Raw genomic sequence first — 23869 nt, 5'->3', positions numbered from 1 at the left:
AGGTATGCAGCCTGTGCTCAATCAACTTTATTTTTCTGATCGCTACAACGAATTGTTGGATAGCGCAGGTTCGTCACGTCCGCACTGGCAGGCGATGATTGAGCAGTTACAGCATGAAGAGCCCGCAGTGATGCGCAAGCGTATCGAGGCGGTGCAACGCCAAATCCGTGACAATGGCGTGACTTACAATGTCTATGCCGATACGCATGGCGTACAACGCCCGTGGGATCTGGATGTGTTGCCGCTGATCATTCCGCAAGAAGAGTGGCAACATATTGCTGCTTCAGTGGCCCAGCGCGCGACTTTACTCAACCAGATTTTGCTGGATATCTATGGTCCGCAACAACTGCTGAGCAGCGGCCAGTTGCCTCCTGGCCTGATTTACGGCCATAACGGATTTTTAACGCCTTGCGTGGGCATGTCGCATGATGACGATGTCGCGCTGCACAGTTATGCCGTCGATATTGCCCGTGCGCCGAATGGGCAATGGTGGGTGGTGTCAGACCGCACGCAGGCACCGACTGGCGCAGGGTATGCGCTTGAAAACCGTACCATTATTTCCAGCGCATTTCCCGAGCTGTTCCGCGACCTCAATATTGAACGCCTGAGCGGGTTTTTTGCCAGCATGCGCGACAGTCTGGCGCACTGGGGGCATCGTGTGGCTGCACGGCAGGCTGCGGCTGTGCCCGGCATTACGCCGCTGGGCGCGGGTGAGCCACCACTGGTGGTTATCCTGACGCCAGGGCCGTATAACGAAACCTATCATGAGCAATCTTTTCTGGCGGGCTATCTCGGCTATCCGCTGGTGCAGGGCAGTGACCTCACGGTGCGCAATGGCGTGGTCTGGCTGAAAACTATTGCGGGCTTGCAACCGGTGCATGCCATTGTGCGCCGGATTGATGATGACTACTGTGATCCGCTGGAACTCAATGCCGAATCCCTGCTGGGGGTGGCAGGGCTGACTGAAGTGGCGCGATGCGGCCATGTGCTGATTGCCAATGCGCTGGGCGCCAATTTGTTGCAGTCTGGCGCGCTATTGGGTTTTCTACCCGGCCTCTGTCAATCCTTGCTGGGTGAAGACTTGCGCATGCCATCGGTGGCCACCTGGTGGTGTGGCGAACCGACTGCACTGGCGTATGTTATCGCCAATCTGGATTTTCTGGTGATCAAGCCAGCCTATCCACAAGTACAGTCCTCACCGATTTTTGGGGAAGATCTCAACGCCACGCAAAAAGAAACATTGATCGCCAAATTACGTGCCCAGCCCGACCATTATATTGCGCAGGAGCGCGTGGATATTTCGCATGCCCCTGTGCTGGTCAGCCATCACCAGCCACAGTTGAGTTCGCTGGCGGTGAGTGTACGCGTCTATGCATTTGCAACACCCAATGGCTATGCGGTGATGCCGGGCGGGCTGGCGCGTGTGGCCAGTGGTAAAGATGATAGGGTCGTGACCATGCAGCGAGGGGGGACCAGCAAAGATACCTGGGTACTCTCTTCACACAGTCAGGCCCCTTTCAGCCTGCTGCGCAAAACCACTTCCAGCAAGGATCTGGTGCGTGAAAACACCTATCTGTCCAGTCGTATGGCAGAAAACCTGTTCTGGTATGGCCGTTACTGCGTGCGCCATCTGCAAAAAGCCATCATGCTGCGGGCTACCATCCGTACCTTGCTGGATTACTCTGCAGAAGCCCGCGCGGGTGAGTGGCCGACCATGCAGGGCTTGTGTCAGTGGTTTGCCTTGCTGCCCACTGGTGACGACGAGGAGGACGAGGATGTACTGTGGCAGCCATGGTCAGATGACGAAATCGAACCGCTGCTGATTAAAGCCGTATTTGCGCAGCAGTCCAGCAGCCTGGCCACCAGTGTGCAGCAACTGTTTCAACAGGCCTTTAATCTGCGCGAGCGTATTTCCAACGACCACTGGCGTACCGTGAATCAACTTTCACGCCAGTTTATTACGCGCCACCCGCACCCTAGCCTGCAAGACGCGATGTCGCAGATTGAGCTTGCGATTAACCATTTCGTCACGCTCACCGGTTTTGCCATGGACTGGATGACGCGTGATCTGGGCTGGCGCTTTATGTCGCTGGGCCGACGCATCGAGCGTTTACAGTTTATGTGCATGCTATTGTCGCGTGCGCTGGAAATGCCGCAACACAGCAATCTCGAGTGGTTGTTACAAGTCACCAATAATCTGGTGACTTACCGTGCGCGATATGCTTCGCAACCCGAGTGGTTGCCCGTGCTGGACTTGCTGCTCACTGACGCGCACAACCCGAATTCGATTGTGTTCCAGATTAAAGGCCTGGTGAAATACCTGCAAGAAATGGATGCACAGGACAGTGCCGGCGGCATCGCCACCGAACTCAATGATTGCTGGCAGTCACTGATGGCGCTTGACCCCGATCAGACCTTTGCGCCGGGTAACATGACACTGGCGGCCTGGCTGGATCAAACCTATACCGTCACGCTCCATTTGTCAGACCGCCTGAGTTTGCGCTTTTTCAGCTATACCAGTATGCATGCATCATCTGGATATTAGAGGGAACAGCTGCATGCGCTATCAAGTGGAACATCAGACCAAATATCAATACGACAGCCCCGTCAGTCAGTCGCAACAGCTATTACATATGCTCCCGCGCGAGACAGTGTATCAACATTGTCTCGCGCATACCCTGCTATGCGAGCCGGTGCCAGCCGAGCAATCCTCACGTCTGGACTTTTTGGGGAACCGCAATGATTACCTGACCATTCTTGCACCTCATCAAACGTTGCTGGTCATTTCACGATTTACGGTGGAACTGCAAGCACGCCCCAGATTTCCAGCGTTGATACAAGGCCCGTCATGGGAGCAGGTCAGATGGATGCTGCGCACACAGGCTACGCAGCATCTTGACGCTACCGGTTTTATGTATTCCACCTCCAAGGTCAAGTGCAGCGAGCCATTGGCCACTTTTGCGCGCCAGTCTTTTACCCCGGATCGCCCATTACTTGAGGCGGTCATGGCGCTCACGCAGCATATTTATCGTGAGTTTGAGTTTGATCCGCAAGCCACTGATGTGGCAACACCGCTCGATGAAGTACTGCGCGGAAAACGGGGGGTATGCCAGGATTTTGCCCATCTGATGATAGGCGCATTGCGTTCACTGGGGCTGGCTTGTCGCTATGTGAGTGGTTACATACTTACCCATCCGCCAGCTGGTCAGCCACGTCTGGTCGGTGCCGATGCCTCGCATGCCTGGGTATCGGTCTATTGTCCGCTGAATGGCTGGGTTGACTTTGATCCGACCAACAATTGTATGGTGCAACAGGAGCATATTACCGTGGCCTGGGGACGCGATTTTAATGATGTGACCCCCATGCGCGGGGTGGTGCTGGGTGGTGGCAAACAACACCTCAAGGTCAGTGTCACGGTGACGCCGTTGACGACCGTGGCGGCATAAATGCATCTGACCGCTTTACGGCAGGTGACTTTTTTGTAAGTTATTTTCTTCACCCGCGACCAATCCGTATTAATTGATTACGGAGCCTGTCATGATTTGTCTATCCCGTTCAGCGTTGCGCATAGCCTGCGGCTTGGGTTTTTTTTCTAGCGCCTTGTTTTCCACTATCTTGTTTTTCAGCACTTCCGTGTTTGCAGAAGCAACGCAGTGTCAGGCCCGGAGTGGCCCCAGCGTGACGCCTTTGCTGGAACTCTACACCTCACAGGGGTGCAGCAGTTGCCCGCCTGCCGAGCAGTGGCTGAGCAGCCTGAAGGCAAGTACGGCGAACGAGAGCGCCCCTGGCGTGAACATATTGGCATACCATGTTGACTACTGGGACAGTCTTGGCTGGAAGGATCCTTACGGCCGGCCGCAATTCAGTGAAAAGCAACGTTTGCAGGCGCAGGTGACCGCCAACCCGGTGGTGTATACCCCGCAGTTCACACTCAATGGCATGGATTTCCGTGGATGGAATACTGCGCGTCTGCATGCGCTCAGCCAGCAACTGGCGCAAGTGCCTTCACCGGTGCATCTGGATCTGCAACAGTTGCCGCATTCCGCCACGCAGTTCAAGCTGCAGGTCTCCGCACGCGCACTGTTAGCCTCTTCCTCCGCCAATATCTACATTGCCTTGTATACAGATGGCCTGTCTACGGCGGTCAAGGCCGGTGAAAACAGTGGCCGCGTCCTCAAGCACGATGCCGTGGTCAGGCAATGGTTTGGGCCTTATACCTTGAATGCAGCTCAGGCTGTTCAACAGGCGCTGTTACTGGATAAGGCATGGTTAAGCGATGCAGCAGGCGCCATGGTATATGTGCAGTCCGCGCACTCTGGCGAAGTCTTGCAGTCGTTACGACTGGATTTTTGTCAGCGGCCACCTGCTTAATTGTTTGGTCCAGACCCCGGCAATCACGGTAAAATAACGGCTGTATTCGACCGCGTGCACTGCACATTATTTTCCTGAAAGTCATCCGTGATTAAAGCTGCCATTTTTGATATGGACGGTCTGCTGATCGATTCCGAGCGCATTATTATGCAGGGTTGCATTGAAGCCGCTCAACGCATTGGCATTGCCTATACCCAGGCGCAGTATGTGGAGCTGGTGGGACGTATCTGGTCAGATTCCAGCCGTATCATGGCGGAACAATTGGGCGGTGAGCAGCCTATGCAGCAAGTGATTACGGGCCTGAACACCTTTCTGGATGCGCGTAACCATGTGTTTCCGCTGAAAAGCGGCGTGGTTGAGTTGCTACAATATTACCGTGAGGCTGGGGTGATTTGCAGTGTGGCCTCATCATCGCCTATTCCGCATATTGAGCACCGTTTAACGCACACTGGCGTGCTGGATTACTTTCAACATGTGACCAGTGGGCAAGAGGTCAAGCGCGGCAAACCCAACCCCGATATTTATTTGTTGGCATTAGACAAGCTCGGGTTGCAGGCAGAAGAATGCATCGCGTTTGAAGACAGCGAACTGGGTGCGCAAGCCGCCATTGCCGCGGGCCTGCGTGTGATTGTAGTGCCTGATTTAAAACAGCCGAGTACGCTGGTGCGTAGCCAGGCACATCAGGTGGTTGAAAGTTTGCAGCACTGGCTGGAAAACCACGCCGAGCTGGCAGGCTGTGCGACCAGCTTGCCTGTCGTGGTTTAGGGGGCGCTCACTGTGCATGTGCCAGTGATCTTGCGGTGAGAAGCCAAACCTGCTCTTGCGCCGGGCACTTGCCCTTGAGTCCGCCACTCAGCGGATCGTCTGCCAGCAAACGCAGCGTATAGAATGCGCTGTAGTGACTGCTCACTTCCTGCGCGTTGACACTGAATGGCGGTCCTGGCTGTTGTGATTGATCATACTCAAAGCTGACCAGCAGTTGCGGTGCCTGATCGGTAATTTTTCTCAAATGCAGGCTATAGCGCTGGCGCATTTCTTGCGGCAGCGCCACCAATGCAGCGCGGTCGTAAATGGCATCGATGTGGCCTAATTGCGCGGCGCCCAATGCAAAAATATCGCCGTTAAAAATATCGATGTGCTCGGCATGATAGTGTGTGAGTGCACCTTCCGTGCGTACATCCGGTATGACTGCCAGCGACTCAAACAAGGCGTCTACCGCCAGTGTGCTGAGCTCGGCACCCACTACATGGTAACCTTGCGCCAGTAGCCAGTGGATATCGATTGATTTGCCGCAGAGCGGTACAAATACCCGTTGGCCTGGTGTCAGCGCCAGCTGGTGAAAATGCCTGACCAGCAAAGGATTGGCTTCGTCGAGATGAAACCCGATCTGATTATTTTCCCAGCGCGCATGCCAGAACTCGTGATGCATTGCATACTCCCTGTGACTCTTGAACAAATGCGCAGTATAAGTCAGGGATGATGCAATGCGTATTCATTTGCCGGCGTTCTGGCTCAATCTGGCCTGCTGTTCGAGTACGCCTTCTTCTACCCCGGCGGCTTCCGTCAGCTTGGCCACATTATCTCGGGTAAAAAAGCCATCAAAGCCGTCATAGCGTTGGACATATTCAATAATCAGCGATGAATGCTCTGAGGCGTTGGAGAAAATCTGTTTGAGGCCTTCTTCCTTGGATCCGATCACGTCTAGCAAAAAGCCTTTGCCCTGACTGGCAATGGCATTGACCACAAATTCGATATTTTCCAGGCCATCCCGTGTCCCATCCTTCACTGACAGTGCCACATGGTGCAAGCGCGGCCCATAGTTGCGCACAAAGGTCTCGGTGGGGGAAGGCAGTTTTTCCAGATGATTCACAAAGTAAGGCGTATTGTTGGCGGTGAATACCTTGGCCGGGCTTTTGGTTTCCGGCAAGCCATGCACGCTTTTGGTGACATTGGTAGAAGAGTTCTGATCCCAGATGTTATACGCGCCCCAGAAAAAGTAACTCGACCAGGACAAATACTCCAGAATGGCCACCTCGCGGTTTTGACTGTAGACACGGGTGGCCAGATGGTCGACCGGTAAAATCAGGTCATCAATACGCAGCTTGGCTTGCAGGTTTTTGGCCTCCTCGTACGCGGCCTGTACATCCGCGCGTATGGTGCTCATGCCCAGTGCATACACGCGCAACTCGTTGGGCTCGCGCTTCATGTAGCCGACAATATTGTGTGTATACGGCGAAGGCTTGCTGATCGCTACATTGCCCGGCAACTCCAGCTTGCGCACTTCATCCTGTGTGAAAAACCTGAACTCACGCTCCTCTTGCAGTTTGACCACTTCATGCATATTGCTGACACGAATAATTTCGCCCATATAGCGGCTATTGGGTTTGCGCGCACCCACCGGGTAGATTTCATTAAGCGCCCGAAAAATGCCCCTGAAGTTAGGATCTTTTACCTCACGCACCAGCAGGTCAGGTGAATTCAAGTCAATGCGCAAAATATGCGTCCAGTGCTTTTCACTCTCCAGTGTGACCAGATAGTGGTACGACGTCATCAGCGATAATTCGGCGATATATTGAATTGAATGATCCGGGTCTACCGTAATCATCAATGCATCAATCTCGTGAATCATCTCGGTCAGCCCAAGCTGGTCGCGCTCCTCCAGCAGTTTTTGCAGGTACTCCTCAAAAAAGGCAGAGTTTTGTTTGTCGCCGTGGCGAGCGAAGTCTAGGGAATTAATCATGGCTCTCAGGATAGTTTATTGCGTAAAGGATAGATATAAGCAAACCTTATACCCGATCAGGCTGCGCAAGCATTCCTTATTGTTTTCAAGGGCTTTGTAGCGGGAAAATGACAGTGTTGAAGGACTAAGTATGAAGATTCAATAAACACCGGGACCCGGTTTTTGCCCCATTATAGTGCCCGGAAATGTGTTGTCGGCTATTTGGCTGGGCAGGCGGTTATCGACCCTTGCCGCTGAGCGAGCCCCGTTTCAAAATCGGGTCATCAAATGCAATGCAACGCCCCAGGCCGAGAAAGCTTGGTCGCATACCCAGTGGGCAACTGTTGTCATGTTCAAACTGCTCGACTTTGACTTTGGCTTCAGCCGCCTTTTTACTGTCTTTAAACTCCCAGTAGCCGTTGGAGTGCAGCACGACTTCATCACCATTGGCCGTTTTGGCCTGAATGTCATCCTCGGCAGCACTTGTGGCAAACGACGACAGGGGTATCCATAGACCAAGACAGATGAGTACACAGAAACGAGACATGATGCATCCTTGAAAGCGAAGTTAACAGTGAGCTATAGCATAGCAGACCTTATGCAAAACCAACAAAAAAGCCAAGTGCGCGGCACTTGGCTTTGGCAGAAAATGGCTAGCTGGACATGCCGTTATGCCTGAGCAAGGCATCCATGCTCGGCGCGCGGCCTCTGAAGGCGACGAAAGATTCCATGGCCGGACGTGAGCCGCCTTGCGCCAGTACTTCCTGTTTAAAGCGGCTGCCGGCTTCCTGCGACAGTACGCCCATTTCTTCAAACAGGCTGTAGGCGTCGGCAGAGAGGACTTCAGCCCATTTGTAGCTGTAGTAGCCTGCGGCATATCCGCCGGCAAAAATATGGCTGAAGCTGTTGGGGAAGCGGTTCCATTTCGGGGGGCGTAATACCGCCACTTCGTCACGAATCTGCTCGATGACATCGAGGGCCGTTTGGCTGCCAGCGGGGTCAAACTGGCTGTGCAGGCGCATATCAAACAATGAAAACTCGATCTGGCGCACGGTCTGCATCCCGGCCTGGAAGTTTTTGGCGGCGACCATTTTATCAAACAGCGCACGTGGCAATTGTTCGCCAGTTTCGATATGTTGGGTCATATGGCGCAACACATCCCACTCCCAGCAGAAGTTTTCCATAAACTGGCTGGGCAGTTCCACGGCATCCCATTCCACGCCTTTAATGCCAGATACGCTGTATTCATCGACTTGCGTCAGCATGTGGTGCAGGCCATGGCCAAACTCGTGGAACAGGGTAATCACTTCGTCATGGGTGAATAGCGCGGGTTTGTCGCCGACCGGGGCAGAGAAGTTACAGGTCAGGTAAGCTACGGGCAGTTCAATGCCATTGGCTGTTTTGCGGCGTGTAATGCATTCGTCCATCCAGGCACCGCCACGCTTGCTCTGGCGCGCATAGAGGTCCAGATAAAAATAGGCAATCGGCTGGCGCTGCTGATCACTGATTTCATAAAAGCTGGCATCCTGATGCCATACCGGCGCATCGACTTTTCTGACTTGCACACCAAAAATGGTTTCTACCACCTTGAACAGACCCGCCAGTACCTTCGCCTCGGGGAAGTATTGCTTCACTTCCTGATCCGAAAAAGCGTATTTATCCTGGCGCAGTTTTTCACTGATGTATGGCACGTCCCAGGCTTGCATGTCAGCAAAGCCGAGTTTTTCTGCATAGGCCTTCAGTTCTGCCATGTCTTTTTCGGCGTAAGGTTTGGCACGTTTCGCCAGAGTATCGAGAAAGTCGATCACCTGTGCCGGGGTATCTGCCATCTTGGTGGCGAGTGAGAGCTCGGCATAGTTGTTAAAGCCCAGCAGCATGGCCTCTTCCTGCTTGAGTTTAAGCAAATCAGCAATCAGATGGGTGTTGTCCCACTTTGGTTTTCCATCTGCGTCAGGGGGGCTAAACTCGGAGGCGCGGGTCACATATGCGCGATACAGCGTTTCACGCAAGTCGCGATTTTCGCAATACTGCATCACCGGCATATAAGACGGGAAGTGCAGGGTAAACAGGTAGCCTTGTTTGCCTTCTTCTTTGGCCGCTTCAGCCGCTGCTTGCAGGGCGTCGTCCGGCAGGCCTTCAAGTGCTGCGGCATCGGTGACCACATGGTTGAAGTCGTTGGTGTGGTCGAGAATGTTTTCTTCAAACTTGCTACCCAGTCTGGAAAGCTTTTCAGCAATCTCTTTAAAGCGCGCTTTTTCGGCGCTTGGCAGTTCCGCCCCGCCGAGTTTAAAGCCACGGACCTCGTGATCGATGATCGTGCGTTGCGCCGCATTCAGAGTGGCATATTCGGCACTGTGTTGAATGGCCTTGTATTTGTTATACAGGCGTTCATCCTGGGATAAATCGCTGTAAAAGTCAGTCAGTTTGGCCAGGTTGTCATTGTAGGCTTCACGTAGCGCGGGGGTGTTGACCACCGCGTTCATATGGCCGACCGGCCCCCAGCTGCGTGAGAGTTTCTCCGAGAAAGTTTCAATGGGTTGCACAAAATTTTGCCAGTCAGGGGTCGCCTGTGCCGTCGCCAATTGTTCAACCAGCGCGCGGCCTTCGGCAATCAGGCTGTCAATCGCCGGGGAGACATGCTCCGGGCGAATTTCATTAAATCTTGGCAAACCGCCAACAGCAAGTAATGGGTTGGTGCTCACAGTGTGATCCTTTGGTAAATACACGATATTGGGTAGAGGCTTATTATTAGCCAAATGTTCGCGGTTGAGTGATTGTATATTCTGATGATGGTGATGAGTTTTGTTAAATCAATAGCCATGGCTTGACGCAGGGCTCTTTTTTGACCTGCGCAACGTTACATCTGCGTACCATTCAGCCGATTGACCAGCGGTTCTATTTTGTCCAGGTCACTCAGTGACAGAATCTTTTTCGCCTGCTTGCCGAGCACCGCTTCTTCACTTTGCAGAATCTGTGATTTCACGCTCAGAATATGCGAAGGGTGCATGGAAAGCTGACGCATGCCCATGCCGACCAGCAAGCGGGTAAGGCGGGTGTCGCCCGCCATTTCGCCACAGACCGATACCGGTTTTTGATATTTTTGTGCCGCCTGTATGGTCCAGTTGATTAGCTTGAGTACGGCCGGGTGCAATGGGTTGTACAAATGGGCCACTGCATCGTCAGCACGGTCAATCGCCAGCGTGTACTGAATCAGGTCGTTCGTGCCTATCGACAAAAAATCGAGTTCCTGGGCAAAGGCTTCGGCACTGATGGCGGCAGCGGGTACTTCAATCATGCCGCCTAGGCTGATCTGTTCATCGAACGGAATGTTTTCTTTGCGCAGTGATTCCTTGGCCCGTTGCAGCAGCAGTTTGCTCTGGCGCAGCTCGGCCAGATTGGACAGCATGGGGATCAGGATTTTCACCTGTCCGTAATGCGAGGCACGTAATAGCGCCCGAAACTGGGTATGGAAAATATGGGGCTCTGACAGGCAATAGCGCACCGCGCGCAAGCCGAGTGCCGGGTTGGTGGCAGTGACCACTTCATCCGGGTTGAGCTGCTTATCCGCGCCGATATCCAGTGTACGGATGGTCACTGGATAGCCCTTCATCGCCTCTGCCACATGACGGTAGGCCTCAAACTGTTCTTGCTCATCCGGCATGTCCGCCCGGTTCATAAACAGAAACTCGGTCCGGTACAGACCGACGCCTGCTGCGCCTGATGCTTTGGCGCTGATTACGTCTTCCGGCACTTCAATGTTGGCCAGCAAGTCGATGGCAATGCCGTCAACCGTTACGGCTTTGGTGGTTTTAATACGTTGCAGCTTTTGTTGCGCCAACTGCCACTGGTTTTGCTTAAGCTGGTATTCCGCCAGCACCTCGGGATCCGGGTTGACAATCACAACGCCTTGCATGCCGTCGACAATCATCAGCTCGCCGTCATTAATCAGGTCACGCGCACGCTGCAAGGCGACAATGGATGGAATGTTCAGGCTGCGCGCCAGAATGGCTGTATGTGAGGTGACCCCGCCAACATCGGTGATAAAGGCCGCAAACTGGTGGTGTTTGAACTGAATCGCATCAGCCGGTGAAATGTCATGTGCGACCAGAATCATCGCGCGCTCTTGCTTTGCTTGCTGTTTTTTGTCGCCGGGTGCTTGCTGGTGGCGCCCAAGTAACACTTTAATCACGCGCTCCACCACCTGCATGACGTCGTGTTTGCGCTCGCGTAAATAAGCATCCTCAATGGCGTCAAATTGCGCCACGATATCATCCATCTGCTGCTTGAGCGCCCACTCGGCGTTGCAAAGCTCTTGCTGAATAATCGCTTTAGGGGCTTCAGACAACGATTTGTCGCACAGCATGGCCAGGTGCGTATTAATAAACGCACTTAGCTCTGCCGGTGCATTCTGGGGAAGCTGTGACTTAAGCTGTTCGAAATCCAGTTTAACCAGTGCAATGGCGCGGTCAAAACGACTTATTTCTTCTTGTACACTTTTGGCACCTATTTTGAAGTGCACCACTTCTAGCAGCGCGTGAGAAATCAAATGTGCGTGCCCGATGGCGATGCCACTGGAAACGCCTACGCCGTGCATGCTAAAGCTTGGCAGACTGCGCGCCATCAATTATTCACCCTCGCCAAAATAGTTGTTCACCAGCGTCTGCAAGGCTTCCAGCGCCTGTTGCTCGTCTGGCCCGGTCGCTTCGATCTCAATCATACTGCCTTTGGCCGCCGCCAGCATCATCACGCCCATAATGCTTTTGGCGTTGACGCGGCGCCCATTTTTTTCGACCCAGACCTCGCTCTTGAACTGGCTGGCAGTTTGCGTGAATTTGGTCGATGCACGGGCATGCAAGCCCAGTTTGTTGACGATTTCGAGTGATAGTTTGGCCATAGTTGTGGTTGTTATTGTGCATGATGGCACGTCGTTTCAGTAAAGTGGACCACCCCTTCGCGTCCACCGCTTAATGCTTTTTCAATACAGGTATGCAAGCCTTCCTGTCGATAGTTGAGCACTCTGACCAGCATAGGTAAATTCACGCCCGCCACGCCTTCGGTAATGTTCGGGCTGAGCAAGCGGGTGACAATATTGCACGGTGTCGCGCCATAAATGTCGGAAAGCACCAGCACACCCTGACCGCTGTCCAGATTGCGCACCAGCGTTTCCGCCTTGCGCAGCATCTCGGCAGGATCATCTGTTTTGGAAATCTGCAGATAGTCCAGTTGTGCCGGACGGTTGCCCATCACATGGGTCGCGCAATCAATCAGGCTTTCGCCCAAGCTGCCATGTGCAATAATCAAAACACCAATCATATCAGTACTTTCCCGGTTGTTCTTCAGGGCTTTGTGAGCACCTGTGTTTCATGCAATTCGCGGTGGCGAATCATCACCTGATGTTGCTGCTTAAAATAGGTGCCCAGTTGTTCGACCAGATAAACGGAGCGATGTTGCCCGCCGGTACAGCCAATGCCAACGGTGACATAGCTGCGATGGTCCTGATAAAAGCCGGGTAACCACTTTTCTATATAGTGCTGAATGTCCTGCTGCATTTCAAGCACCACGGGCTCATTCTGCAAAAACTGCTGGATCGGTGCCTGTTTGCCATTGTATGGCCGTAACACCGGATCATAGTGCGGGTTAGGCAGGCTGCGCACATCAAATACAAAGTCGGCATCCAGCGGAATGCCGTGCTTGAAGCCGAATGAAATAAACGAAAGCACCAGGCTGTGGGAAGGGGCTTCCTGATAGTGCTGTTCAAGTTGCAGCATCCAGTTGCGGGTATGGTTGCGCAGAGTGTTGGATGACAAATTGCTGGTATCGACGTGGTGCCCGAGATTGCTCAGGCCCGACAGTAAGTCGCGCTCATGCTGGATGCTCTCGGCCAGCGCCTGATTGGGTGTACTGAGGGGATGTTTGCGCCGGGTTTCCGAAAAACGTTTGACCAGCGTTTCGAGACTGGCATCCAGAAACAGCAAATGCACATCAATATGCTGTGTCTTCAGGGTTTGCAAAATGTCTGGCAACGACTCAATGGCAATGCTGCGGCTATCTACGCTGACAGCCACTTTGGCCGCATCACGGTTGGCTACGTGGCTTTGAATATGCGGCAGCAGCGTGGCCGGCAGGTTGTCGATGCAGTAATAGCCACTGTCTTCAAATACGCGCAGGGCGATGGTTTTGCCGGAGCCGGACAAGCCGGTAACAATCACCAGTTGCATGTGTGTGATCGCCTTCTTATCATCGTAATTTACTTTCTCTCAACATCAGTTGCTTTTGACGTTGCGTGAGTTGTTTGGTGGCATTCACGCCCCGCAATAGCAGCATATGGTTGCGCACCGCCACCTCCACCAGTACCGCAATGTTACGCCCTGCCGCAATCGGAATAATGACCTTGCTGATTTCAACATCCAGCACATGCTCGGTTTGCCGATTCGCGCTGAGCCTGTCCAGATCCTGTGGCTTCATGTCATCTGCCAGTTCCAGCTGTATCATCATATCCAGTGGCTTGGTCGGTTTGACCGCGTTGTCGCCAAACAGTGCGCGAATATTCAAAATGCCCAGGCCGCGCACTTCCAGAAAGTCCTGCAACAGTTCCGGGCAACGCCCTTCCACCCGTTCCGGCGAGACGCGATAAAAATCGACAATATCATCGGCCACCAGCCGATGCCCGCGTGAGATCAGTTCGAGTGCCAGCTCGCTTTTACCGATGGCTGCACTGCCTTTAATCAACACGCCAAAGCCCTGTACCTCCATAAACACCCCGTGCATACTGGTCGATTCTGCGGTGGCGACTGCCAGGTAATGGCCCAGCAGTTCCATTAATTGCGGGCTGATCATGGGCGAAGTGAAGAGGGGAATCTGTTGCTGTTGTGCGGCTTCCAGCATGACGGGCGGGACTTTTTCACCATTGGCCACCACGATCATGGCGAGATCAGTTGAAAACAGGTTGGCGACCGCTTGTTGCAGCGCCAGAATGCTCAAGGTATGCAGGTAGTCCATTTCGGCACAGCCCAGAACCTGCACGCGGTTGGGGTGTACAAAATTCAAATGCCCTATCAGTGCCAGAGAGGGTTTGGTCACCGTACCCGAGTTAAGGATTTTATTGCCACCGGCCTCGCCAGCTACCCATTTAAGTTTGAGTTTGCTGCGGATTTGTTTATACAAATCGGCCACAGAAATTTGAGCCATGTGCTTCCTATAAGCGCCTGCGGTTGGGATCAGTGAATTATTTTACAACTGATTATGCTGCTTGGGGGAAATGTGCTGTTTAAAACTGGCAAAGCGCTGTTGCGCTGGTATTCTCTACCCGCGCGGGTAGAGAATGAAGAGTAAAAATCAGGAACTGAGCTGGTGCTTCACTGCGCCACCGGATTTGTGATGGTCACCCTGTTTTTCTTTATGTTTGACCACCTGACGGTCAAGTTTGTCTGTCAGCATATCAATTGCGCTATACATGTTTTCATCCGAGCAGGCTGCGTGTAAATCGTTGCCGGGTACATGCAGGGTGGCTTCAACCTTTTGGGCAAGCTTTTCTACAGACATGGTCACTTTCACATCAATCACATGATCAAAGTGATTGCTGATGCGCGTAAATTTGGATAACACATATTCGCGCAATGCCGGAGTGATTTCTAAATGATGTCCACTAAGTTGTAAATTCATGACAAACTCCTTTTATGAAATGATCCCTTCCTGTTCTCAATTGCCTTATCAATTGGGCGGTTGGGACAATTTCAGTGTACACCTTTGAATCACAGATGCAACCCGGAAATGCGGGGTAAACAAGGTGTTTATCAGAAACTTTACGTGTGTTTGCATGCTGCAATCTGCGCCCTGAGCAGTGCCACCGAATGTGCCGTCATTGCGAAGCGGTGAGGCGCTCAAGGGGGCAATCAACAGCGCTGATCAAGTCGCTTTTCTCAATGTCAGATTAATGCGTTGCGCGCCCGCCTGCGGGTGCTGATTGGCAGCAATGGTTGCAATGCCATGATAAAAGCGCCGACTGGCACCGCCCCACACGACGACATCACCATGCTGCAAAGGGACTTTCACCGCTTTGTCGCTACGCCTGGCACCGCCAAACAAAAAGGTGGCAGGGATGCCCAGTGAAACCGAGACAATCGGTTGCGAAAAGTCTTGTTCATCTTTGTCCTGATGCAGCCCCATTTTGTTGCCGGGCGCATAGACATTGATCAGGCAGCTGTCCGGCACAAACCCGGCATACCCTGCTTTTAGCGCTGCATCATGGGCGAGTGTGAGTATAAGGGGCGGAATGGGCGGCCATGGCCTGCCGGAACTCGGCTCGACGGCACTATAGCCGTAGCCTTGCGCACTGCCGACCCAACCCCGGTCACCCATGCTGCTGGTGCGCACTGACATCGGATAGCCCATCGGTGTCATCATCTGTTGTGGCGGGTGGGGCACAAAATGCTGCTGCAAGTACGCGCAGAGCGCCTCGGCCTGCGGCAGGGCAAATCCGGGCAACCATACAGCGCCTGCCGCCAGCGTCATTTGTTCAGGGCGTAACTCAGTCAATAAATCCATGGTTTTCAGACCACGTGTCAGCAGATTCATTCCCGCAGCGGGTGTTCACTAATGACGCCATTCAATCGTCACCTGCTGTTCTTTGGCAATTTTTTCCATATGTGGAATCGCCCTTTCCAGACGAATTAAATAGTCGGCTGCGGTTTCCTGATGAAAGCCAAGCACCATGACCGGTTTGTGCGCTGCAAGCAGTTGTTTGAATACCTGTAACAGTTGCCTGGTGCTCGTGTAATCGGCCAGCGCAGCATTATTGGGAAACTCCATGAGCTGGTAAGAAAGTGCGTAAGGTTGATCCAGCGTTGAGCTGTCGGGGTGCAGCTGTTGAATGCGTTGTATCATGCGGCTGTCCGCATGCCAGCGCGAGGTGAGCAGGTCAGGGGCAATGCGTGAACTGTCCCACACAAAGCGATTAGCCTCCAGTGCCGCTTGCAGTTTGGGGCCCAGCTGCCATCCGCCTGCCCGAAAATAGCGAGGGCGGTTAAAGCCATTGCTGACCAGCAAATCACTGCTACACGTCACTAGCTGCACAAGTTCTGTTTGCGTATAAGCCAGCTCCAGACTGACCGAATAGCCACAACTATCGCCCTCGCAGGGAATGGGTGCATCCGCCAGTGTCGGCGAGGCATGGAAAGGCACACCGCAGTGTTGCACCAGCGGCTTGAGTGGGTGCAGGTGCAGACCAATGGTGTCATGTGCTAAAAATGTTGAGCGGATGGCGTGGGCAACCTGCGCGCGGTGTGCATCTTTTTGCACAAAATAGGCTGGATTCATCAGCTGCACCATCGGGATGTGGGGGAATTTCTGCCGGAATTGCCGCATGGCCTGCAGATTGTCCTCCTCCAGCGAAAGACCTTCCCAATCTACAGTGACATAAATCTGCATTGGTGGCGCTGCCCGGGCGGCTGGCATGCAGAGGCCGCCAAGCAGCATTGAATAAAGCACAAACCGTAACAGATGACAAAACATAAGCGTTATCCATTCACGCGCGTGGAGTCTTCTATCCTCAAAAGGGCGGGTGCGCCCCATCTATATCGGCAGAGTCGCACGGGGTCAACGACGGCTCATCGGCCGTTCAAGGCAGACTGCCTGATTCACCGCACCCGCCAGTCATTCTAGAGCAAGCATGCGGCTACGCCAAGTGACAGGCCATTTGCAGCAATCGCGTATAATGTGAGGATGTCTTTGTCTATCCGCCAAATACTGGCCCATCAGGGCTACGCTTTTCCCAAGCTGCTCGCGTTCCGCATCCAGATGGTGTTGTCCTACCAGATGACAATGGTCGCCATCGGCTGGCATATCTACGAGATCACCCATGACCCTTGGGCATTGGGGCTGATCGGACTGGCTGAGGTGATCCCATACATGGGCAGTGCCTTGTTTGCCGGACACGCCGTAGACCATTATTTTTCCAGGCGAGGTTTTGCCTGTTTGTCCGCCGTGTTTCTGGCATTCAATGCTTTGTTGCTGGTGTGGATTGCGCTCACCCAGCCCGCGCACACTGACTGGTGGATTTACGGCACCGTCGCCCTGACCGGCTTTGCCCGTGCCTTTATTGCCCCCAGTTACAACACCCTGTTTGCCCTCATTATCCCGCGCGCGTCTATCGCCAAGGCCTCGGGCATCGGCAGTTCGATGTTTCAGATTGGCCTGATTGTCGGTCCTGCCATTGGCGGTTTGCTGATCGGTTTTGCCGACAAATCCGTCGCCTACGGCCTGTCTGCAGCACTGGCACTGGGCGCCGCAATAGCGGCCATGAGTGTGCGCGTTACTCAGCAGCGCAGCCATGCGCCATTGAAAGTATTTGCCAGTATTGCCGAAGGTTTGCGCTTTGTGAAACGCACACAAGTGGTGCTGGGTGCGCAATTGCTCGATATGTTTGCCGTGCTGTTTGGCGGCACAGTCGCCATGCTGCCCGCGTTTGTCCACGACATTTACCAGATGGGGCCGGAAGGCCTGGGCATCCTGCGCGCAGCGCCCGCGGTAGGCGCTATCGTCACCGGCGTCTGGCTGGCAAAACACCCATTGCATCAACACAGCGGGCGCTGGCTGCTGCTGGCCGTGGCCGGGTTTGGTCTGTGCATGATTGCATTTGGCCTGTGCCATACGTTCTGGCTGGCGATTGTGATTCTGGCCATTTCCGGCATGCTGGATGGTGTCTCGGTGGTGTTGCGGCAAACTATTCTGCAACTGGCCACGCCGGACAATATGCGCGGCCGCGTTTCAGCCATTAACGGTATTTTTATTGGCTCTTCCAATGAGTTGGGCGCTTTTGAGTCCGGCCTCACCGCGAGGCTGATGGGGCTGGTGCCCTCGGTGGTATTTGGCGGTTGCATGACGCTGGCTGTGGTGGGGGTAACGGCGATTAAAGCCCCCGAATTACGTGAGCTGCATATTTCTCAGCTACATTAAACACACCATGCGCGCACTGGATTCCTTGTTTCAGGCCTTGCAGCGTTCCCGGTTCCGCACCAGCTTCCACCTCAATGCTAAAGACCTGCATTACCTGCAACAAAAAGGCCTGCCCACCATCCTTGACCATGCCGAAGACTTTGTTGCGCAGCGACTGGCTGCGGCAGTGATTGCCAATGAAGGCCAGCAAACGCCCATGCGCGGACACCCGGTATTTGTCGCGCAACATGCCACCGCCACCTGCTGCCGCGGCTGCCTCAGCAAATGGCACCAGATTCCGGCCGGGCGGGCCATGACGCTGGAAGAGCAGGCTTATGTGGTGGTCGTGCTGGAGCGGTGGTTACAGCAAAAGCTGGATCACGGAAATCCACTCGGCTAGTGAGTCAGCGGCCCTTCAGAAGGCTTATCTCATTGGCGATGAGTGCGGCCTGTTTCAGCACGGTCTCGGTTGCCAGCACTTCCATATCGGGCGGATAGCCAAATTGCCTCAGTGTGCGCTTCACAATCACTTTTAATTTTGCTTTGACGCTCTCTTTAATCGTCCAGTCTATACTGGCATTTTCACGTACTCTTTGTAAAAGCACGACCGCAAGCTCTCGCAGTTTGTCTTGTTGCATTAGTTCTTTTGCACTGTTGTTATTTGCCACTGCGGTATAAAACGCAAATTCCAAAGTGTTGAGTTTTAATCGCTCGGCCTCACTGTCGCCGTGCACAATTTCCTTACTCACACCGATCAGCGCATCCATCAACTCCGCCGCCGTGATAATTTTGTTTTGGTAGCGTTTGATCGAGTTTTGCAGCATTTCCATCAGGCTGCGGCTTTGAATCAGGTTAGTTTTTTCGCGGATTTTGATCTCATCATTGAGCAGTTTTTTCAGCACTTCCAGCGCGATATTTTTGTGTTCGTGGTTTTTGAGCTCCATCAAAAATTCATCGCTCAAAATGGAGATATCTGGTTTTTTGATGCCTGCTGCATCAAATACATCAATCACTTGCTCACTCACCAGCGCCTGGTCGATGACTTGACGTATGGTGGTTTCAATCGACTCATCTGTGCGTCCTTCGCCTGTGCTGTCAAACTTTGCCAGTCTAGCCTTCACTGCTTGAAAGAAAGCTACTTCATCTTTTACGTCCATCGCTTCATCATGTGGAATCGCAATTGCAAACGCTTGTGACAATGCGGTGACTTCTGCCACATACCGTTTTTTGCCATCATCCAGACCAAGGATATGTTCCTCGGCAGCAAGAATAAGGGATAGCTTTTTCGAGGTGTCTGCCGAGAAGTAGTGCTTGTAATCAAAACCATGATACAACTGCTGCACCACTTCCAGCTTTTCGTGCATAAAAGCGAGCGCTTGCTCCTGTGCAATGGCAGGGTCACCCTTACCACCCGCATCAGAATAAAACGAGAGCGCCTGTTTCAGATCAGCCGCAATGCCTAAGTAATCCACCACCAACCCAGCAGGTTTATCGCCATACACACGGTTCACCCGTGCAATCGCCTGCATCAGGTTATGGCCTTTCATTGGCTTGTCGATATAAAGCGTGTGCATACTAGGCGCATCAAAGCCTGTCAGCCACATATCGCGCACAATCACCAGTTTCAATTCGTCTTGCGGGTCTTTCATGCGCTCAGCCAGGTTGCGACGTTGCTGTTTAGAGGTATGGTGTTTAGCGAGTTGTGGGCCATCGCTCGATGAAGCGGTCATCACCACTTTGATAGCCCCTTTATTGAGGTCATCAGAATGCCATTCTGGTTTCAGTGTAATAATCGCCTCATACAACTCAGCCGCAATACGGCGCGACATGCTCACTATCATGCCTTTGCCCGCAAACACTTCTTGGCGTTGCTCAAAGTGCGTCACAATATCTTTAGCGATGTTTTGGATGCGTTGCTTGCTACCTATCAAAGCCTCAATTTGCGTCCAGCGTGCTTTGGCTTTTTGTGTTTCGGTCAGCTCATCTTCTTGCAACTCTTCATCCAGCTCTGCCACCAATTTGCGGCCTTCGTCTGAGAGTTGCACTTTGGCTAAACGGCTTTCGTAGAATATACGCACTGTCGCGCCATCTTCCACCGCTTGGGCAATATCGTAAATGTCTACGTAGTTGCCAAACACCGCAGGGGTGTTGACATCAGTGCTTTCAATTGGCGTACCAGTAAAGCCTAGGTAAGTTGCATTGGGTAAAGCATCACGCATATATTTGGCAAAACCATACACAATCTTTTGGCCTATCACCTCACCTGCTGCGTTTTTCTCTTCTACCGTCTTGGCTTTAAACCCATATTGGGTGCGGTGCGCCTCATCTGCAATCACCACAATATTGCGGCGTTCAGATAATGTTTCATACACATTGCCTTCTTCGGGCTGAAACTTCTGTATGGTGGTAAAAATCACGCCACCAGAAGCCACTTTGAGCAACTCTTTCAGTTGCTGTCTATCTTCCACTTGTTTAGGCTCTTGGCGTAATAATTGACTAGAGGCTGCGAAAGTATCAAACAATTGATCATCTAAGTCATTACGGTCTGTAATCACCACCACGGTCGGGTTATTCAAGGCCAATACAATTTTGCCTGTATAAAATACCATGCTCAGTGATTTACCACTGCCTTGCGTATGCCACACTACGCCCGCTTTGCGGTCACCCTTAGGCTGGCTACGCACGTCACTCAAACCATAACTCGCTGGTGTTTGCGCAACCCCTGTAGCCTCTGCCGTTGCGCGTAGTGTAGAAATCACCGCCGCATTCACAGCGTAATATTGGTGATACGCAGCCAGCTTTTTAATCGTGCTAATGCTAATTTGTTTGGTGAGGGGGTCTTCTTTGGAAGACTTTTCAAAAACGATAAAGTGGCGGATTAAATCAAGTAGCGTGGCTTTATTGAACATGCCATTTATTAGCGTTTCTAGCTGGCTAACAAGATGTGACGCATCTGTTTTGCCGTCCGCACTTTTCCAAGCCATAAAGCGGCTTAAGCCCGCAGAGATACTGCCTGCTTTTGCCTCTAAACCATCACTCACCACCACAAAACCGTTATAGGTAAATAAACTTGGGATTGTCTTTTTATAAGTTTCCAACTGTTTAAAAGCTGAGGTAATGGTGGTGTTTTCGTCCGCCGCATTTTTAAGCTCTATCACCACCAGTGGCAAGCCATTTACAAATAAAATCAAATCGGGGCGTTTGTTTTGGTCATTTTCAATAATAGTGAACTGGTTCACCACTACAAACTCATTATTATCTGGGTTTGCAAAATCCACTAGCCAAACCAAGTCACCACGCGTGTTGCCATCTTTTTGGTAGCTTACATTCACGCCCTCAGTCAGCAATCGATGAAACGCTTCGTTATTAGCTAACAACTCTGGTGAGCTTATGCGTTGGATGGTTTTGATGGCTTCATCTAGAGCGGCGGCGGGGAGTGTGGGGTTGATGCGCGCAACAGCTTTGCGCAAACGACCAAGCAATAACACATCGTTAAAGCTAGCGCGTTCTGCTTGTGCTGCATCTGGTGCAATGTCTGGCGCGTACACATAACCATAGCCCAGCACTTGTAGGCGCTCAATAGCTAATAACTCTATGTCTGATTCTGTGATTTTTGTCATTTTGGATTGCTAGCTGGTGATTTTCGCTCAATATCTTTTATGTTTTTCTGGATTAATCCCAGCACCCCTTGCAAACAAGATATAGCTTCTACTTGTTTGATTTTTTTCAATTTTACAATTTTTTTAATACCTACAATATCTAGAAAAAGTATCTATTTTTTCTAGATTCTATCAGTCAAACTAAAGGGCTCAACTAACGAGCAATTCTCGGCAGTTGTTTCCAAAATGGAAATGTCTTCATCATTTCAGGCAATTTGAACAATTAAGTTAATTTTAATGGTTCATTTAGTCCCTTGAGTTTTTCCACTAGCTCTTGTACTGATGTATATGACTGTATACCGTCATATTTATCATTTACTCCTGCTAACGCCAATGCACGCGTATTAGCCAGTTCAATATGCATCAGTGTTGAAGCATAATGACCTGCATTTCCCTTTTGATAATTTGGAAGGTAAATTTTGAGACGCTCATAAACCTCATTACGATGCATTGGGGCATAAACCTCCTCAAAATGCAGTAATAACCAAAGCTCAAAGCAAGGTACAGAAGCAATTGATTTGAAAGCTACCTTTTGTTTATTGTCATTTAGATATTTAAAATTAAGCGCATCTGTTTTCGCAAGCGCGTTGTGATAAGTGAGATGGTCGTCTCTGTCAAACACTACATACACCTCTTCAAAAGCTCTCGACTGAATACCTTTTGATTCATCGCCATGTAAAAACAAACTTTCAGCGTACTCAACAATTTGAATAGGCTCTGTACCAAACACACTTGGCTCCACCTGAACATTGGCAGTGTGCAGCTTATTAGCAACCCTAATTTCATTAAAATAGTTTGGCTCTGTTTTTGCACCCTCAGTAACGATCAAAACTCTGTCATAAGAGGCACGCTGACCCTTTTTACGCGCCAATTGTGAGGCCTGACGATGTTTTGGTTGGCTATCTTTGCCCATTTAAGTCGACTCATTAGACTGTGTGAAAGACAAGTCACCATCAATAAATGGAATCGCCCCATAGCGGCCTATTAAGTAGCCCTTTTCCCATGCTTCAGTCTCGCGGGGGCTAAAATCCGCCAGTGAAGTCAAAGTGGAAGCTTGATCTTTATTTTTTTCAATAAACCAAATCTGGTCTTTTCTAAGTAAAGATTTATCTAATAAAGACGTGTCATGCGTTGTAAATAACAATTGCGCATTTTTAGGGTTGGTCTCTTTATGATGAAAAAGCTTGATCAAACTTCTGACTAAAATCGGATGCAAGCTGCTATCCAGCTCATCCACTATCAAAATCCTACCTTGATTTAGCACATCAAAAATAGGCGCAGCAAGCATGTACAGCCTTTGCGTTCCGCCAGACTCTTCATGCAACTCAAAAGTGGCCGACCCACTCGCGGTTTTATGAATAAACTTTGGCATTATTATTTCATTTTCATCCATAGATACCTTTGTACCTTCTGGCCCAAACACAATGTTCTGAGTGACGCCCTTTTGAGCAACACTTGTAATCTCCTCAATACTAATATCCGCTGAAGCCAAAAAATCTCGCACTGATTGTCGACCTTGGTCAGTTTGCAAAAGTGAAGTGGTATAGTCAGGCGCAGGGCTAAACCCAGCATTAAAATAAATAATTTGCCCTGCTAGCCAGCGGAACAAAGGGCCTAACAGCTCACTATTAAGTTGCGCGGCAGTTGATAAAAACAATGCGTTTGCTCTTGTAGACTCTTGCCACACCTTGCGTGGCCCACTTAAATGGCTACTAAACTCGTATTCGTACGCGCCCAACTTTTCATCAAAAACGCGCCTAAACCATTGCTGCGGTTTTGATGTTTTGTAAACAAGCAACCATTCATCCACAATGCGCTCAGGGGTGATTTCAAAACCGTACTGGTGCCTAATACCGTTAAACAAAAAAGTAATTTCAAAAAATGAAGGCTTGTTAACAAACGCCGCATCAAGCTTGAACGGCTGAATATTAAACGTTTGACCAAGTTGCAACATAGTGGCAGATTCGGCAACCACAGAGCGCATATACGCCAAGGCAGATAACAGGGTAGATTTACCACTTGCGTTTGCCCCGTAAATGGCTAAAGATTTTAAGGCGTGAGAAATACCCGTTAACCCCGTAACCAACAAGTTTTGCTCTGCTAGCTTTTTATCTTTAGAAGCCACAAAGCTGATGAGCACCTCATCTCGAATAGACCTGAAGTTACTTACGCGAAATTCAAGGATCAT

The 23869-nt window shown here is 51.5% G+C and carries 21 protein-coding genes; 6 read left to right on the top strand and 15 right to left on the bottom strand.

Annotation, left to right across the window (positions count from 1 at the left end):
* The first annotated feature begins 4 nt into the window (after positions 1-4).
* The 4 genes from Q9291_RS08295 to Q9291_RS08280 all read left to right on the top strand — a co-directional run bounded on the left by Q9291_RS08295 (position 5) and on the right by Q9291_RS08280 (position 5136).
* Entirely contained in the window at positions 5-2545 is a 2541-nt protein-coding gene (locus tag Q9291_RS08295) for a circularly permuted type 2 ATP-grasp protein (RefSeq protein WP_306389573.1), read from the top strand.
* Between the two features lie 13 nt (positions 2546-2558).
* Positions 2559-3446, top strand: a complete 888-nt coding sequence (locus tag Q9291_RS08290; protein ID WP_306389572.1) for a transglutaminase family protein — start codon at positions 2559-2561, stop codon at positions 3444-3446.
* Between the two features lie 91 nt (positions 3447-3537).
* A complete protein-coding gene (locus tag Q9291_RS08285) occupies positions 3538-4371 on the top strand; it encodes a DUF1223 domain-containing protein (protein WP_306389571.1) in 834 nt (277 codons plus the stop codon).
* An 87-nt stretch (positions 4372-4458) separates the two neighbouring features.
* A complete protein-coding gene (locus Q9291_RS08280) occupies positions 4459-5136 on the top strand; it encodes an HAD family hydrolase (protein ID WP_306389570.1) in 678 nt (225 codons plus the stop codon).
* A gap of 7 nt (positions 5137-5143) precedes the next feature.
* On the opposite strand, the gene tmpT is transcribed toward Q9291_RS08280, so the two are convergent.
* The 12 genes from tmpT to Q9291_RS08220 all read right to left on the bottom strand — a co-directional run bounded on the left by tmpT (position 5144) and on the right by Q9291_RS08220 (position 16543).
* The gene (gene tmpT, locus Q9291_RS08275) at positions 5144-5800 is read right to left on the bottom strand and encodes a thiopurine S-methyltransferase (protein ID WP_306389569.1); all 657 of its coding nucleotides are present in this window, start codon (positions 5798-5800) and stop codon (positions 5144-5146) included.
* A gap of 63 nt (positions 5801-5863) precedes the next feature.
* Positions 5864-7111 (bottom strand): hypothetical protein, encoded by a 1248-nt coding sequence (locus Q9291_RS08270; RefSeq protein ID WP_306389568.1) that lies wholly within the window; start codon positions 7109-7111, stop codon positions 5864-5866.
* Positions 7112-7328: 217 nt separating this feature from the next.
* Positions 7329-7637, bottom strand: a complete 309-nt coding sequence (locus Q9291_RS08265; protein ID WP_306389567.1) for a hypothetical protein — start codon at positions 7635-7637, stop codon at positions 7329-7331.
* Positions 7638-7743: 106 nt separating this feature from the next.
* The gene (locus Q9291_RS08260) at positions 7744-9792 is read right to left on the bottom strand and encodes a M3 family metallopeptidase (RefSeq protein WP_306389566.1); all 2049 of its coding nucleotides are present in this window, start codon (positions 9790-9792) and stop codon (positions 7744-7746) included.
* Between the two features lie 155 nt (positions 9793-9947).
* Complete coding sequence (ptsP, locus tag Q9291_RS08255) at positions 9948-11711, bottom strand: phosphoenolpyruvate--protein phosphotransferase (RefSeq protein WP_306389565.1); 1764 nt, start codon at positions 11709-11711, stop codon at positions 9948-9950.
* 3 nt (positions 11712-11714) lie between these two features.
* Positions 11715-11984 carry an HPr family phosphocarrier protein gene (locus Q9291_RS08250; protein WP_306389564.1) on the bottom strand — a complete coding sequence of 90 codons (270 nt, stop codon included), beginning with the start codon at positions 11982-11984 and terminating at the stop codon, positions 11715-11717.
* Positions 11985-11995: 11 nt separating this feature from the next.
* Positions 11996-12403, bottom strand: coding sequence for a PTS sugar transporter subunit IIA (locus tag Q9291_RS08245; protein WP_306389563.1), 408 nt, complete (start codon positions 12401-12403; stop codon positions 11996-11998).
* Between the two features lie 23 nt (positions 12404-12426).
* A complete protein-coding gene (gene rapZ, locus Q9291_RS08240; RefSeq protein ID WP_306389562.1) occupies positions 12427-13308 on the bottom strand; it encodes an RNase adapter RapZ in 882 nt (293 codons plus the stop codon).
* 19 nt (positions 13309-13327) lie between these two features.
* Positions 13328-14278 carry an HPr(Ser) kinase/phosphatase gene (gene hprK, locus Q9291_RS08235; RefSeq protein WP_306389561.1) on the bottom strand — a complete coding sequence of 317 codons (951 nt, stop codon included), beginning with the start codon at positions 14276-14278 and terminating at the stop codon, positions 13328-13330.
* 147 nt (positions 14279-14425) lie between these two features.
* On the bottom strand, positions 14426-14752 hold the full coding sequence (gene hpf / locus Q9291_RS08230) for a ribosome hibernation-promoting factor, HPF/YfiA family (RefSeq protein ID WP_306389560.1): 327 nt from the start codon (positions 14750-14752) through the stop codon (positions 14426-14428).
* 243 nt (positions 14753-14995) lie between these two features.
* Positions 14996-15664, bottom strand: a complete 669-nt coding sequence (alkB, locus tag Q9291_RS08225; protein ID WP_306389559.1) for a DNA oxidative demethylase AlkB — start codon at positions 15662-15664, stop codon at positions 14996-14998.
* 18 nt (positions 15665-15682) lie between these two features.
* Positions 15683-16543 carry a hypothetical protein gene (locus Q9291_RS08220; protein WP_306389558.1) on the bottom strand — a complete coding sequence of 287 codons (861 nt, stop codon included), beginning with the start codon at positions 16541-16543 and terminating at the stop codon, positions 15683-15685.
* A gap of 267 nt (positions 16544-16810) precedes the next feature.
* On the opposite strand from Q9291_RS08220, the gene Q9291_RS08215 reads away from it, so the two are divergent.
* Positions 16811-18043, top strand: coding sequence for an MFS transporter (locus Q9291_RS08215; RefSeq protein WP_306389557.1), 1233 nt, complete (start codon positions 16811-16813; stop codon positions 18041-18043).
* 7 nt (positions 18044-18050) lie between these two features.
* Entirely contained in the window at positions 18051-18422 is a 372-nt protein-coding gene (locus Q9291_RS08210) for a DUF4186 domain-containing protein (RefSeq protein ID WP_306389556.1), read from the top strand.
* A 4-nt stretch (positions 18423-18426) separates the two neighbouring features.
* On the opposite strand, the gene Q9291_RS08205 is transcribed toward Q9291_RS08210, so the two are convergent.
* The 3 genes from Q9291_RS08205 to Q9291_RS08195 form a co-directional block, all read right to left on the bottom strand.
* On the bottom strand, positions 18427-21642 hold the full coding sequence (locus Q9291_RS08205; protein WP_306389555.1) for a type I restriction endonuclease subunit R: 3216 nt from the start codon (positions 21640-21642) through the stop codon (positions 18427-18429).
* A 262-nt stretch (positions 21643-21904) separates the two neighbouring features.
* Positions 21905-22594 (bottom strand): RloB family protein, encoded by a 690-nt coding sequence (locus Q9291_RS08200; RefSeq protein ID WP_306389554.1) that lies wholly within the window; start codon positions 22592-22594, stop codon positions 21905-21907.
* Positions 22595-23869, bottom strand: a complete 1275-nt coding sequence (locus tag Q9291_RS08195) for an AAA family ATPase (RefSeq protein ID WP_306389553.1) — start codon at positions 23867-23869, stop codon at positions 22595-22597. It abuts the gene before it with no gap.

The sequence above is a fragment of the Methylophilus aquaticus genome, from assembly GCF_030769565.1.
Lineage (GTDB): Bacteria > Pseudomonadota > Gammaproteobacteria > Burkholderiales > Methylophilaceae > Methylophilus > Methylophilus aquaticus.
Note: the sequence above shows the minus strand (reverse complement) of the source record. Positions and strands in the feature narration are given on the sequence as shown.